Origin of the sequence: Streptomyces sp. MNU89 (assembly GCF_020982505.1) — a bacterium.
Classification (GTDB): Bacteria; Actinomycetota; Actinomycetes; order Streptomycetales; family Streptomycetaceae; genus Streptomyces; species Streptomyces xinghaiensis.
This window is the reverse complement of sequence record NZ_JAJKLL010000001.1, coordinates 783,882-796,982: the sequence shown is the minus strand read 5'-3', so window position 1 is coordinate 796,982 and position 13,101 is coordinate 783,882. Positions and strand designations below refer to the sequence as shown.

Genomic DNA, 13,101 nt, shown 5'->3' with positions numbered 1-13,101 from the left:
ACCGGGGCCCTCCGCCGGGGCCGGTCAGCGCTCGCAGCCGACGCGCTCCGTGCCGAGGGCGAGGTCGTCCATCCGTACGTCATAGCCGGACGGTGAGGGATCGCCCTGGTAGAGCTGCCAGCCGAACTTCACCGTGTCGAACTCCGGGAAGACGAAGTCCACCTCGGCGCCCCCGTGGTTGCGGGTGTCGACGGTGAGATCGGGCTGGGGCTCGCCGTCGAACCAGACCTCGATGCGGTTGTCGGAGGCGTCCATCCGCCACTCCACGCAACTCCAGACCCCGGCCCGCGCCGGGGCCGACTCCTGCCAGGCCGTCCAGTCGCCGGTCGGGCCGCCGTCGGAGCCGACTCCCCACAGGTTCTTCCCGGCGGGGGGCACGTACTGCCCGCCGAGCGGGCGGATGTAACCGGGGCCGCGTCCGGTGGCCTCGACCATCGTCCAGTGGGCCCAGTCGGGGGCGGTGGGGAAGGCCGCCACGCGCAGCCGGACCCGGCCCCAGAAGCTGTTGCCGGGCGGTGCCAGGTCCGTGACCGCGAGGAACGCCTTGCCGTTGCCCTCGGTGCGGACGCGCAGATGCTGCCCGGCCCGATGTCCCGCCGGGTGCGGCTCGACGGTCAGCGTGCCGTTCTCGGTGTCGGTCTCCCAGTGGGGGCTGCCGGCCTCGCCCGGCGGCAGGGACTCGAAGTCCTCGCAGAACAGCAGCGCGGGGTCGTCCGTGCAGGTGCCCCTGGAGTGGTGATGGCCCTTGCCGTGGTGCTTCCCGTGCTCGTGGCCGTGGCCGTGCCGGTGCCCGTGGCCGGAGCCCGGGTCGCCGGAGGCGGGCGCGGCGGCGGTGGCGAAGGACAACGACAGCAGGGCCGTGAGCAGGGCCGTGAGCGGGCTTCTTCTCAACACGAACAGGCTCCTCGTCGGGTGCGGGGCGTGGTGTGGGGCTGTGCCTGGTGCGTGCGCCAGGGAGTATCCTCACCCGTTCCGCGCCTCCGCGGAAGAACACCCGTCCGGGCCCCTGGTCCCCTTGCCGCGCGGGGGAGTTGGCGGTCCGGCGCGGCAGGGGCGCGCCCGGTGCCGCCCGCCGGGCTCCTCGGGAGCCCGGGGGACGGACAAGGGGAGCGCGGGCTCAGAAGTCGAAGACGGCCCCCGTCTCCGCCCGCATCACGCACTCGTTGCCGAAGGTGCGCTCCTCCTCGATGCGCTGGCCCTGCCAGACGCCCCGTATGGTGACGACGACCGGGTCGTACTGGTAGGTGCACAGCTCGGGCTCCGCCGGCGGCGCGATCGCGTCCACGTCGCCCCCGGCGTCCCCGAGAAGCACGCAGGCTTCCTGCGGGGAGGGGTGCGTGCCCGTGGCCCGCGGCTCACAGGTGAGGGTCACCGCGCGTTCCGGGGCCACGGAGGCCGCGTCCTCTCCGTGCGCGATGGTGAGGACGAGGTCCGAAGGCGCGTAGAGCGAGGAGTCCCCGGCGTGAGCCGTGCCGCCCAGGGGGCCGAGGAACGCAGCCGCCAGCACCAGAGTTCCGGTTAACGCAGCTTTCGCACGGTTCCTCATGATGTATTTCCCTTCCGCTTGTTGTGCTGTGTTGTGCGCCGCTTTGACGTTTCCGGAGTCTGCCGAGAACCCCGCCCGAATGCACATCAACCCGGCGCTTTTCGGCGCATGTGTGCGGGGGAGTGCTGGCCGGAAGTGGCGGCGGGGACGGGTGGCGCGCCGGAGATGACAGCGCTGTCCGCGCCGGACACGGGACGGCCGGACGCCGGATCAGGCCAGTCCGTAACGGCGGAAACGCACCGCTGAGCGGTTAGCGGTCTCCGCTGGTGGTACACGAAGGGGTCGGGACGCCGTGGACGGGCGTCCGGGGCGGGCCGTGCCGGGAAGGGCCGTGCCGGGGCGGGCCCGGCAGTGCGGCCCGCCCCGGGTCCGGGGCACCGCTCAGGCCGAGTCCCGCCGGACGAGTTCGGTCGGCAGGATGACCGCCGAGGGGTCCTCCCCGGCGATCCGGCCGAGGAGCACCCGCACCATCTCGGTGCTGATCCGGTCCCAGGGCTGGCGGATCGTGGTCAGCGGCGGGCGCGTCCCGAGAGCGGCGGGCGAGTCGTCGAAACCGCCGACCGCGACGTCCTCGGGCACCCGGCGGCCGGCCCTCTCCAGGGCGGTCAGCGCCCCCTGCGCCATCAGGTCGGAGGCGACGAACACGGCGTCCACGTCCGGGGCCCGCTCCAGCAGCTCAGCCATGGCCCGCTCGCCGCCGGCCCGGCTGTAGTCGCCCTCGGCGACGAGCCGTTCGTCGGCCGGCAGCCCGGCCTCGGCCAGGGTCTCCCGGTAGCCCGCCAGCCGCTCGACCCCGCCGGGGGTGTCCGGCGGGCCGGTGACGGTCGCGATGCGGCGCCGTCCGCTCGCGGCGAGATGGCGCACCATCTCCCGGGCCCCGTCCCGGTCGTCGGCGGCCACATACGCGATCCGGGCCCCCTGCCCCAGTGGCTTGCCGCAGGCCACCACCGGTATGCGCGCCTTGACCAGCCGCTCGGCCATGGGATTCCCGGAGTGGCTGGAGACCAGCAGGACCCCGTCCACGTGCCCGGCGGTGATGTAGCGGCTGATCCGGCGCCGCTCCGCCTCCGTCCCGGCGATCATCAGCAGCAGTGGGATGTCGTGCGCGGCCAGCGCCTGGGTGCAGCCGCGCAGCAGCACATTGAAGTTGGGGTCCTCGAAGAACCGCTCCTGCGGTTCGGTCAGCAGGAACGCCACCGAGTCGGAACGGCCGGTGATGAGACTGCGGGCGTGCCGGTTGACGACATAACCCGTCTTGCGGATGGCGGCGTTGACGGCGTCCGCCGAGGCGGGGCTGACGTTGTGCCCGCCGTTGAGCACCCGCGACACCGTGCCGCGCGAGACGCCCGCCTCCCGGGCGACGTCGTGGATGGTCGGTGGGCGGCGTCGCCCCGTGGTGCTCATGCGGCTGCTTCCTCTGTCCGTTCCCCGGTGGTCCCGGGTGGTTCTGCGGTCACGACTCTACGGTGATCCGCTGTGGTCCCCGGCGGTCAGGACTTCACGGCCCCCGAGAGCAGATCGAGGCTCCAGAAGCGCTGGATCACCAGGAAGAGCGCGATCAGCGGGATGACGGAGAGCAGCGCGCCGGTGATCACCAGGGTGTAGAGCGCGGGCGCGGAGGCGCCCTGCTGGAGCAGCGTGAACAGCCCCACCGTGACCGGGAACTTCTCGTCGTCACCGAGCATGATGTACGGCAGCATGAAGTTGTTCCAGATGGCCACGGACTGGAAGAGGAAGACGGTCACCAGCCCCGGCAGCATCATCGGCAGCGCCACGGACCGGAAGAGCCGCCACTCCCCGGCGCCGTCGATACGGCCCGCCTCCACGATGTCGGAGGGCACCGCGGCGGCGGCGTAGATCCGGGCGAGGTAGATGCCGTAGGGGGAGAGGATGCTCGGCAGCAGCACGGACAGATAGCTGTCGGCCATCCCCGCCTTCGCCAGCAGCAGATACTGCGGTATGGCGAGGATGACGGGCGGCATCAGCACGCCCGCGATCAGCACGTTGAAGATCGCCTCACGGCCCCGGAAGCGGTGCAGCGCCAGCGCGTAGCCGCTCAGCGCGGAGACGGCCGTGGACAGCAGGGCGCCCACGCCGGCGTAGAGCGCGGAGTTGGCCATCCACCGCCAGTAGACGCCGTCGCGGTAGGCCGACAACTCGGCCACGTTGTCCGCGAGGCCCGAACCGGGCAGGAAGGTGAAGGTGGAGAAGAGTTCGCTGCCCGACTTGGTGGCGGCCACCACGACCCAGGCGACCGGCAGCAGGCAGTAGGCGGCACCCAGGAGCAGCACCGCGGTGGGGATCCGGCCGGCCGGGCGGTGGCCGCGGGGGGCCGCCGTGGCGGCGCGGACGGCGGTGGTGGTGGCGCTCATCGTGAGGTGTCCTGGTGGGAGCGGGAGTTGGCGGCTCGGAGGAAGCCGAAGGACAGCAGCAGGGTGACGGCGGCGATGACCACCGCGCCGGCGGCCGCCGCATGGAGGTCGCCCCGAGCGAAGGCGTCCTGGTGGACCTTCATCAGCGGACTCCAGTCGCTGGGCACCGCGTTGGTGAGCGGTCTCAGGGTGGTCGGCTCGCTGAACACCTGGAGGGTGGCGATCAGCGAGAAGAAGAAGGTGAGGATCAGCGAGGGCGTCACCATGGGGATCTTGAGGCGCAGGGCGATCTGCCACTGCGAGCAGCCGTCGAGCCGCGCGGCCTCGTACACTTCCGCCGGTATCGCGCGCAGCGCCGTGTAGATCACGATCATGTTGAAGCCGGTGCCGCCCCAGACGGCGATATTGGCCAGCGCGGCATAGAGGGCCCCGCCGCTGAAGAGATCCGGTCCGGGCAGGCCCGCCCGCTCCAGCGCGTAGTGGAAGGGGCTGACCGACGGCAGGTAGAGGAAGCCCCACAGCAGCGCCGAGACGACCCCGGGCACCGCGTACGGCAGGAAGATCGAGAGCCGGGCGAAGCCGCGGAGGGCCGTGTCCCGCCGGCCGCGCCGGTCGGCGTCCAGCATCAGGGCGAAGAGCAGGGCGAGGCCCAGCATGGCCGGGATGACGATGAGGCCGTAGCCCAGCACCCGCAGGGCGCCGCTCAGCAGTTCGGAGTCGGTGAGCGCCGCGGTGTAGTTGGCGAGTCCGGCCCACACCTCCTGGCGGGCGCCGGAGCCCAGGCCCAGCCCCTTGACCTCGGTCCTGCGGAGGCTGAGGTAGAGGGCGTAGCCGATGGGCAGCGCGAGGAAGAGGACGAACAGGGCGGCGCCGGGGAGCAGGAAGAGGTACGGGGCCCGGCGCGGCCCGGAGGCCGCGCCGGCGGAGGAGCGGGTCACCCGGCCACTCCGAAGCCCTGCTTCTTCAGGTCGGTGACGGTGGCCCGCTCCATGGCGGCGAGCGCGGCCCCGAAGTCCGACTTCTCCTTGACGGCCTTGCCGAACTGGTCCCGGAAGGCCGAGTAGGCGACGTTGACGTTCGGGCCCCAGGCGCCGGGCGCCGTGGTCTTCGCGATCTTCGCGGCCTCGGTGTAGAAGTCCGGCTGGTTGCTGAAGAAGCCGGGCGCCTCGGACAGCGCGCCGCCGGTCTGCGCGGCGGTGGCGGCCGGGTAGATCCCGCCCTCCTTCACCATGGCGGCGAGGGCCTCCGGGTCGGTGTTGAGCCAGGTGGCGAACTCGGCGGCGGCCTTCTTGTGCTCGCTGTCCCGGGTGACGGCGGTGGTCGAGCCGCCCCAGCTGCCGGTCTTGTTCTCGCCGGGCGACCACTGGGGGAGCGGGGCCATCGCCCACTTGCCCCGGGTGTCCGGCGCCGCGGTGGTGAGGACGCCCGGCGCCCAGACGGCGCTGACCCAGGCGATCTGCGAGCCGTTGTTGAGCGCCTTGTTCCAGGCCGGGGTGTACATCGGCTGGTTGTCGACGGCGCCCTCCTCGACGAGACCGCCCCAGAAGTCGGCGACCTTGCGGCTGGCGGCGTCGTCGATGCCGACCTTCCACTGCTCGCCGGTGGTGGTCCACCACCGCGCGCCGGCCTGCTGGGCGAGTCCGGCGAAGAGGCCGGGGTCGTTGGCGGAGAAGGTGGTGAGGGCCCTCTTCGGGGCCTTCTTCTTGAGGGCGCGGGCGGTGTCCGCGAACTCGGCCCAGGTCTCGGGGACGTCGAGGCCGTACTGCTCGAAGAGGTCCTTGCGGTAGTAGAACATCATCGGCCCGGAGTCCTGCGGGACGGCGTACACCGCGTCCGAGCCGAGGGTCACCTGCTGCCAGACGCCCGGCGCGAACTCCTTCTCGGCCTTCTTCACCGGCTCCTCGCCGGAGAGGTCGGTGAGGACGTCGCTGCTGACGAGGGTGGGCAGGGCCTGGTATTCGGCCTGCACGAGGTCCGGGGCCTCGTGGGCCTTGGCGGCGGTGAGGATCTTCGTCACCAGGTCGTCACCGGACGCCTGCTTCTTCACCGTGACCCTGATGTCCGGGTGTTCCTCGTTCCAGAGGGCGACGACCTCGTCCATGCCGGGGGCCCAGGCCCAGTACGTCAGCTTGGCCGGCCCGGAACCGCCGGATCCCTCCGCGCCGGAGTCGTCCGAGCCTCCGCCGCCGCAGCCGGTGAGGGCCGCGGCGGTCAGGGCTGCCGCTATGGAGAGGGCCGCCGGCCGGCGGCGCGTGGTGGATGGCATGGAGATCTCCCCTGGCAAGGGCCTCCGCCCCCTGGGCGGACGACGAGCGACTGGCGAACTGTGAGCGTTCACAGTAGAGAAACATTTCCAACAGTTGTCAATGGTTGTTGCTGTGCGGTTATGTTGGGTGTGCGCCGCCGAGATGTGCTGTGCACGTTCACAGCTTTGTGCCATGCCCCGCTATCCCCCAGCAGGAGCCCGTCATGCCGTACACGCCTCCCCAGGGCCTCACCCGACTCGCGTTCGGCGGGGACTACAACCCCGAGCAGTGGCCCGAGGAGGTGTGGCAGGAGGACGTCCGGCTGATGCGGGAGGCCGGCGTGACCATGGTCAGCGCCGGGATCTTCTCCTGGGCCCTGCTCGAACCCGAACCCGGCCGCCACGACTTCGGCTGGCTCGACCGGCTGCTGGACCTGCTGCACGCGCACGGCATCCGCGTGGACCTCGGCACCCCCACCGTCGCCCCGCCCGCCTGGTTACCTACCGAGGCCCTGCCCGTCACCCAGGGCGTGCGCCTCTCCTTCGGACGCGGCGCCCTGCCCACCGCACCCGGCGCGATCACCGAACAGCTCGCCCGCCGCTACGCGGGCCACCCGGCCCTCGCCCTCTGGCACGTCCACAACGAGTACGGCGTCCCGGTCTCGGCCTGTTACTGCGACTCCTGCGCCGAGCACTTCCGGCGCTGGCTCCGCGCCCGGTACAGCACGCTCGACGCCCTCAACGAGGCCTGGGGCACCGCCTTCTGGGGCCAGCGCTACGGCGGCTTCGACCAGATCGACCCGCCCGCGCCACCCACCACCGTCTGCAACCCGGCCCAGCGGCTGGACTACGCCCGCTTCGCCGATGCCACCCTGCGGGAGAACTTCACCGCCGAACGCGACATCCTCCACCGGCTCTCACCCGGCATCCCCGTCACCACCAACTTCATGACCGCGCTCAGCCAGTGCTCGTCCATCGACTACTGGGCCTGGGGGCGCGAGGTCGACCTCGTCAGCAACGACCACTACCTCATCACCGACGGGCGGCGGACCCACGTCAACCTCGCCATGGCCGCCGACCTCACCCGCTCCGTCGCGGGCGGCTCCCCCTGGCTGCTGCTGGAACACTCCACCAGCGGCGTCAGCTGGCAGCCCCGCAACCCCGCCAAGGCACCCGGCGAGATGGCCCGCAACAGCCTCGCCCACATCGCGCGCGGCTCCGACGGCGCCATGTTCTTCCAGTGGCGCCAGTCCCGGCGCGGCGCCGAGAAGTTCCACTCCGCCATGCTGCCGCAGGCGGGCACCGACTCCCGGGTCTGGCGGGAGGTCGTCCGGCTCGGCGCGGACCTGGAGTCGATCGCCGGGGTCGCGGGCGGCACGACGGCAGCCGACGCCGCCGTGGTGTGGGACTGGCAGTCCTGGTGGGCCCAGTCCCTGGAGTGGCGCCCCAGCGAGGACCACGACGCCCGCGAACGGGCCGACACCTTCTACGAGGCCCTCTTCGACCGCCACCTCACCGTGGACTTCGCCCGCCCGGAGGCCGATCTCTCCGCCTACCCGCTGGTCGTCGTCCCCGCCCTCTACCTCACCGAGGCCGCCGCCGGCCGCAATCTCCGCCGCTACGTGGAGGAGGGCGGCACCCTCCTCGTCTCCTACTTCTCCGGGATCGTCGACGAGCACGACGCCGTCCACCCCGGCCCGTACCCCGGCGCCCTGCGGGAGGTGCTGGGGCTGACCGTCGAGGAGTTCTCACCCCTGGGGGAGGGCGAGCGGGTGGCGCTCCGCCGGGCCGGCGGGACGGACGGGGACGGCGCGAGCGGGCGGCACGGCCGCGGCGGCGGCCACACCGACGACGGCGGCAGCGGCGGCGCAGGACACCCGGACCGCCTCACCGCCGACGTGTGGACGGAGTTCGTGGTGCCGCGCGGCGCCGGAACCGTCTGGACCTACGCCGACGGACCCGCCGCGGGACGGCCCGCCGTCACCCGCCACCGGCTGGGCCGCGGCACCGCCTGGTACGTCTCCACCCGGCTCGGCGCCGCCGGCCTCGGGGTCCTGCTCCGCGAGGTGTGCGCGGACGCCGGGATCCCCGCCCGGGACGAACTCCCGCGCGACGTCGAGGTGGTACGGCGCGCCGGCGGCACGGACGAGTACCTGTTCGTCATCAACCACACCGGGGCCGAGGCCAAGGTGCCCCTGCCCGGCCGGGCCACCGGCACCGAACTGCTGTCCGGCGAACCCGTCTCCGGACGGCTCGCGGTGGCCGGGGGAGGGATCGCCGTGGTCCGGCTCCAGGAGTGAGGAGGCCCTCCTCCCGGCACGCCGGCTCCCGCGGCCGTGCTCCGTCCCCGTACCTCCGCGCAGGCGAATCCTCCCGCGCAGGCGCGCCTCCGTACCTCCGCCCCTTCGCGCACCGGTATCGCCACGAACCGCACCACCGCACCTCCGCACCACCACTCCGCCTCATCCGTCATGGTCGAAGGGATGTCGACGATGCTCCACCCACGAGGCACCACCCGCGCCCCCGCGCACCCCGGACCCCACTCCACCACCCGCACCCGCAGAGCCGCCCTCTCCGCCCTCGGCACGCTGCTGCTGGCCGCCGTCGCCCTGCCCGCCGCAGCCCCCGCCGCGCACGGTGCCCCGGCCGCGCGCAAGCCGGGTCCCGCCGCCGCGCCACTCGCGGTCCGGGGCGGTGACCTGTCGAGCCTGCCCAAGAACGAGGCGTTCGGCGCCTCCTACCGGTACGAGGACGGCACCGCCGGCGACGCCCTCGCCATCCTCCGCTCGGCCGGGATGAACTACGTGCGGCTGAAGGTCTGGGTGGACCCGGCCGACGGCTACAACGACAAGGACAACGTCCTGGCCATGGCCCGGCGCGCCAAGGCGCAGGGCATGAAGCTGCTGGTCGACTTCCACTACTCCGACGCCTGGGCCGACCCGGGGAAGCAGAACAAGCCCGCCGCCTGGTCCTCCCACGGCTACGAGCAGCTGAGGCGGGACGTCCGCGACCACACCCACGACGTCCTGAACGCCCTCAAGGCCCAGGGCACCACGGCGGACATGGTGCAGATCGGCAACGAGATCAACGGCGGCATGCTCTGGCCGGAGGGCTCCATCGACAACTGGCCCCAGCTCGCGGGGCTGCTGAAAGCCGGCGCGGAAGCCGCCAAGTCGGTGTCCGCCGGCACCCGCGTCGTGCTGCACCTGGCGGAGGGCGGCGACCTGGAGGGCACCCGCTGGTGGTTCGACCAGGCGGTCGCCCACGGCGTCCCGTTCGACGTCATCGGCCTGTCGTACTACGGCTACTGGCACGGCACCCTGGCCGATCTGCGGGCCAACCTGAACGCCTCCGCGAGCCGTTACGGCAAGCCCGTGCTCGTCGCCGAGACCGCCTACGCCCACACGCTCCGCAACGACGACGCGCTGGAGAACATCATCGCCCGCGGCGACCAGCTCGTCCCCGGATACCCCGCCACCCCCGAGGGGCAGGCGGCCCAGCTCCGCGAGGTGATGGCCGCCGTCGCGGACGTGCCGGGCGGGCGCGGCCTGGGAGTCGTCTACTGGGAGCCGGCCTGGACGGCCGTGCCGGGCAGCGGCTGGGACCCGGCCGACCCGGGTTCCGGCAACGCCTGGGAGAACCAGGCCCTGTTCGGTTACGACGACCGCGCGCTGCCCGCGGTCCGGCTGTTCGGCGGGGCCGGCTGACCCGCTCCCGCGGGCGGGGACGGCGCGTCCTGCGACGCCGCCCCGCCCGCGGGGTCCGGCTGCCCGGCCGGCTCCGCGGCCGGCCGGGCAGCCGGCCGTTACCGGAAGAGCCGGGCCGGGACGGCGTCCGCCATGGCCCGGTAACCCGCCGGGTTGAGGTGCAGGTGGTCCCCGGTGTCGTACGTCTCCAGCAGCCGCTCCGGCTGCCGCGGGTCACGGGTCGCCGCGTCGAAGTCGATCACGCTGTCGAAGGCGCCGCTGTTCCGGATCCACTCGTTGACGGCCTGCCGGGACGCCTCCCGGTGCCCGGCCGGGTCGTCGTACATCTCGTTGCCGCCGAAGGGCGGCATCGTCGCGCCGTACACCCGGATGTCCTGCGCGTGGGCGCGGGTGACGATCTGGTCGTACGCCGCGATGAGCTGGTCCACGACCGCGCGCTGGGCGGCTTGCGTGGGCTGGGCGGTGCCGATGTCGTTGATGCCCTCCAGCACGATCAGCCACTCGACGCCGCTCTGCGCCAGCACGTCCCGGTCCATCCGGGCCAGCACGTTCGGCCCCAGGCCGTCCTGCAGTACCCGGTTGCCGCCGGCGGCCTGGTTCAGGACGGCGACGTCGGACGTGCCCTTGCCGGCGCGCAGCCGTTCGGCCAGCAGGTCCGGCCAGCGGTCGTTCCCGTTGGTCGTGGAGCCGCGGCCGTCGGTCAGCGAGTCGCCCAGGACGGCCACCGCCGACGCGGTGCTCCCGGCCGTCACCTCCAGACCGCTGAGGAAGTACCAGTGGTCGGTGGGGGTGGCCCCGGGCAGGTCCGCGGCCCCGGTGTGATCACCGGCGAGCAGATGGGAGGTGGTCCGCGAACCGGGGTGCGAGGTGATGTCGTTGGACGCCTGGCCCTCCGCGAGGTACAGCGTCACCGTCAGCTCGGAGCCGGGCGCCACCGTGAAGTCCAGGGGGTCCGACACCATCTGGGCGCCGACCGGGACGCTCACCGAGGGCTTCCCGTGGAAGGTGACCGGGCGCGAGCTCCCCGGGCGGATCGCCGGGGCCCCGGCCTTCCCGCCCTGCGGAAGCGCCACCTCGACCGAGGTGATGGGCAGAACCGCGCCGCCGAAGGCGTTGGAGAAGCGCAGCCGCAGCCGCTCGCCCCCGATGGTGGTGTGGACGGTCTGCCGCAGGGTGCTGTCCGCCAGGACGAGGCCGTCCTGGGTGAACGGCGCGGGCGGCATGTTGTGCGGTTCGGTCAACTGGGGCATCGAGGTCCAGGAGTTGACCCAGCGGTCCGCGGTGGCCGGCCGCTTCGGGCGCTTCCCGGGCCGGTGGTCCCGCGTCTCCTCCGAGACCTGTGCGACGGCCGGCGCGGAGGTGTCGCTCGCCGCCGCTGCCTGCCGTGCCCCGGAGACACCGGGAGAGGTCACGGCGGCGGTCACCGCGAGGGTTCCCGCGACGACCAGGTTGAGGACGGACGTCCATCTCTTCATCGGTGGCTCCTTGCGTGGATGCCCCCGGCTTCAGCCGGGGGAGGAAACGCATCCCGTGCCCGGAGCCGTGCAGTGGTGGGGCGCGTTCCACTGACCCACCAACGCACGTTGCTGACACGGTAGCTGATTGAATGTGAGGCGTGACGCAGCAGGTCAAGCGGGCTTTCAAATACCGCTTCTACCCCACGGACGAGCAGGCAGCGGAGCTGTCCCGCACGTTCGGCTGTGTCCGTCTCGTGTACAACAAGGCGCTGGAGGAGCGCACTCGGGCTTGGTACGGGGAGCAGCGCCGCGTCTCCTACGTCCAGTCCTCGGCCGCGCTGACGGAGTGGAAGCGCACCGAGGAACTCGCCTTCCTCGCTGAGGTGTCCAGCGTCCCGCTCCAGCAGGCACTGCGCCATCTTCAGACGGCGTTCGGGAACTTCTTCGCCAAGCGCGCCAAGTACCCGCGCTTCAAGAGCCGGAAGAAGTCCCGGCAGTCGGCGGAGTACACCCGCTCCGGGTTCAAGTGGCGTGACGGCCGTCTGACGCTGGCGAAGATGGCCGCGCCGCTGGACATCCGTTGGTCGCGTCCGCTGCCGGAAGGCGCCGCACCGACCACGGTGACGGTGTCCCGCGACGCGGTCGGGCGCTGGTTCGTGTCGCTGCTGTGCGACGACGTGATCACCCGGCCCCGGCCACCACGGCGGCGGTGGGTATCGACGCCGGACTCACCTCGCTCGTGACGCTCTCGACCGGGGAGAAGATCGCCAACCCGAAGCATGAGCGGAAGGACCGCGCCAAACTGGCTCGCGCTCAGCGAGAGCTGTCCCGCAAGGCCAAGGGCTCGAACAACCGGGAGAAGGCCCGCCGCAAGGTCGCCCGCGTCCACGCGCGGATCACCGACCGGCGCCGCGACTTCCTCCACAAACTCACTACTCGGCTCGTCCGTGAGAACCAAACGGTCGTGATCGAGGACCTCACCGTCCGCAACCTGGCCAAGAACCACAGCCTGGCGCGCGCCATCTCGGACGCGTCGTGGACCGAGTTGCGGTCGATGCTGGAGTACAAGTGCGCCTGGTACGGGCGCGAACTTGTCGTAGTCGACCGCTGGTTCCCGTCGAGCAAGCTGTGCGGGGCCTGCGGTACCGTCGCGGCGAGCATGCCGCTGAACGTCCGCGAGTGGACGTGCGACTGCGGCACCCTCCATGACCGCGACATCAACGCGGCACGTAACATCAAGGCGGCCGGGCTGGCCGTCTCGGCCTGTGGAGGCGGTGTAAGACCTCAACGAGAGTCCTCTCGGACGGGGCAACTGCCTTCGAAGCAGGAAGCCCTCACTGCGAAGTGAGGAATCCCCCGCCTTCAGGCGGGTGGAGGAAGTCAAGAACAGTGCCTTCCGGTACTGATGTGCATGGGCGGGTTGTCCGTCGTCCGGCCGGAGCCGGAGGGCGGGTGCGCACAGGGCGCCGGCCGGAGCCGGCCGGCCGGTCCGGAGCACCGGTCCGGGGACGCCGGGGCCGCTCCGCCCGCCGCCGTGCCCGGCGCGGGCCGCGGGTGGCGGCCGTCCGCCGTTCCCGTCGGGGACCGGGGTGGCCGGCGGCGGGCGGGGTCCGCGGCGCGTTTCCGCCGAGGGAGCGGACGCGTACGGGCACGGGACCTCCTCGGACGGTGACCGGAGCGGTGCGGGCGGAGCACCGGGTGACGCGTGGCGCTGTGCGGAGCCGGGCGGCGCTCTGTGGTGGTGTGGGCTGTTATCCCGCACAACGGCACCACG

The 13,101-nt window shown here is 72.5% G+C and carries 9 protein-coding genes and 1 pseudogene; 3 read left to right on the top strand and 7 right to left on the bottom strand.

Annotated features, from left to right (window positions below):
• Nucleotides 1-24: 24 nt before the first annotated feature.
• The 6 genes from E4N63_RS03465 to E4N63_RS03440 all read right to left on the bottom strand — a co-directional run bounded on the left by E4N63_RS03465 (nt 25) and on the right by E4N63_RS03440 (nt 6,184).
• A complete protein-coding gene (locus tag E4N63_RS03465) occupies nt 25-894 on the bottom strand; it encodes a hypothetical protein (RefSeq protein ID WP_308188636.1) in 870 nt (289 codons plus the stop codon).
• 223 nt (nt 895-1,117) lie between these two features.
• Complete coding sequence (locus E4N63_RS03460) at nt 1,118-1,546, bottom strand: subtilase-type protease inhibitor (RefSeq protein WP_230239850.1); 429 nt, start codon at nt 1,544-1,546, stop codon at nt 1,118-1,120.
• Between the two features lie 381 nt (nt 1,547-1,927).
• The gene (locus tag E4N63_RS03455; protein ID WP_125625876.1) at nt 1,928-2,950 is read right to left on the bottom strand and encodes a LacI family DNA-binding transcriptional regulator; all 1,023 of its coding nucleotides are present in this window, start codon (nt 2,948-2,950) and stop codon (nt 1,928-1,930) included.
• A gap of 86 nt (nt 2,951-3,036) precedes the next feature.
• Nucleotides 3,037-3,918: a carbohydrate ABC transporter permease gene (locus E4N63_RS03450; protein ID WP_230239849.1), complete on the bottom strand. Its 882-nt coding sequence runs from the start codon at nt 3,916-3,918 to the stop codon at nt 3,037-3,039.
• Complete coding sequence (locus E4N63_RS03445; RefSeq protein ID WP_125625874.1) at nt 3,915-4,856, bottom strand: carbohydrate ABC transporter permease; 942 nt, start codon at nt 4,854-4,856, stop codon at nt 3,915-3,917. The genes E4N63_RS03450 and E4N63_RS03445 overlap by 4 nt, the downstream gene beginning before the upstream one ends.
• On the bottom strand, nt 4,853-6,184 hold the full coding sequence (locus tag E4N63_RS03440) for an ABC transporter substrate-binding protein (RefSeq protein ID WP_125625873.1): 1,332 nt from the start codon (nt 6,182-6,184) through the stop codon (nt 4,853-4,855). Before E4N63_RS03440 ends, E4N63_RS03445 begins: the two co-directional genes overlap by 4 nt.
• 203 nt (nt 6,185-6,387) lie before the next feature.
• On the opposite strand from E4N63_RS03440, the gene E4N63_RS03435 reads away from it, so the two are divergent.
• Complete coding sequence (locus E4N63_RS03435) at nt 6,388-8,463, top strand: beta-galactosidase (RefSeq protein ID WP_230239848.1); 2,076 nt, start codon at nt 6,388-6,390, stop codon at nt 8,461-8,463.
• Between the two features lie 183 nt (nt 8,464-8,646).
• Nucleotides 8,647-9,870 carry an arabinogalactan endo-1,4-beta-galactosidase gene (locus E4N63_RS03430; RefSeq protein WP_230239847.1) on the top strand — a complete coding sequence of 408 codons (1,224 nt, stop codon included), beginning with the start codon at nt 8,647-8,649 and terminating at the stop codon, nt 9,868-9,870.
• Nucleotides 9,871-9,968: 98 nt separating this feature from the next.
• Here E4N63_RS03430 and E4N63_RS03425 read toward each other — a convergent pair whose 3' ends face one another.
• Nucleotides 9,969-11,345 (bottom strand): SGNH/GDSL hydrolase family protein, encoded by a 1,377-nt coding sequence (locus tag E4N63_RS03425; RefSeq protein WP_230239846.1) that lies wholly within the window; start codon nt 11,343-11,345, stop codon nt 9,969-9,971.
• Between the two features lie 140 nt (nt 11,346-11,485).
• Here E4N63_RS03425 and E4N63_RS03420 point away from each other — a divergent pair.
• A pseudogene (locus E4N63_RS03420) lies at nt 11,486-12,675 on the top strand (RNA-guided endonuclease InsQ/TnpB family protein).
• The last annotated feature ends 426 nt before the right edge of the window (nt 12,676-13,101 follow it).

Coding starts and splice junctions, on each gene's coding strand:
- E4N63_RS03450 (WP_230239849.1), bottom strand. CDS start 3,918: ATGAGCGCCACCACCACCGCCGTCCGCGCCGCCACGGCGGCCCCCCGC.
- E4N63_RS03440 (WP_125625873.1), bottom strand. CDS start 6,184: ATGCCATCCACCACGCGCCGCCGGCCGGCGGCCCTCTCCATAGCGGCA.
- E4N63_RS03455 (WP_125625876.1), bottom strand. CDS start 2,950: ATGAGCACCACGGGGCGACGCCGCCCACCGACCATCCACGACGTCGCC.
- E4N63_RS03460 (WP_230239850.1), bottom strand. CDS start 1,546: ATGAGGAACCGTGCGAAAGCTGCGTTAACCGGAACTCTGGTGCTGGCG.
- E4N63_RS03425 (WP_230239846.1), bottom strand. CDS start 11,345: ATGAAGAGATGGACGTCCGTCCTCAACCTGGTCGTCGCGGGAACCCTC.
- E4N63_RS03430 (WP_230239847.1), top strand. CDS start 8,647: ATGTCGACGATGCTCCACCCACGAGGCACCACCCGCGCCCCCGCGCAC.
- E4N63_RS03435 (WP_230239848.1), top strand. CDS start 6,388: ATGCCGTACACGCCTCCCCAGGGCCTCACCCGACTCGCGTTCGGCGGG.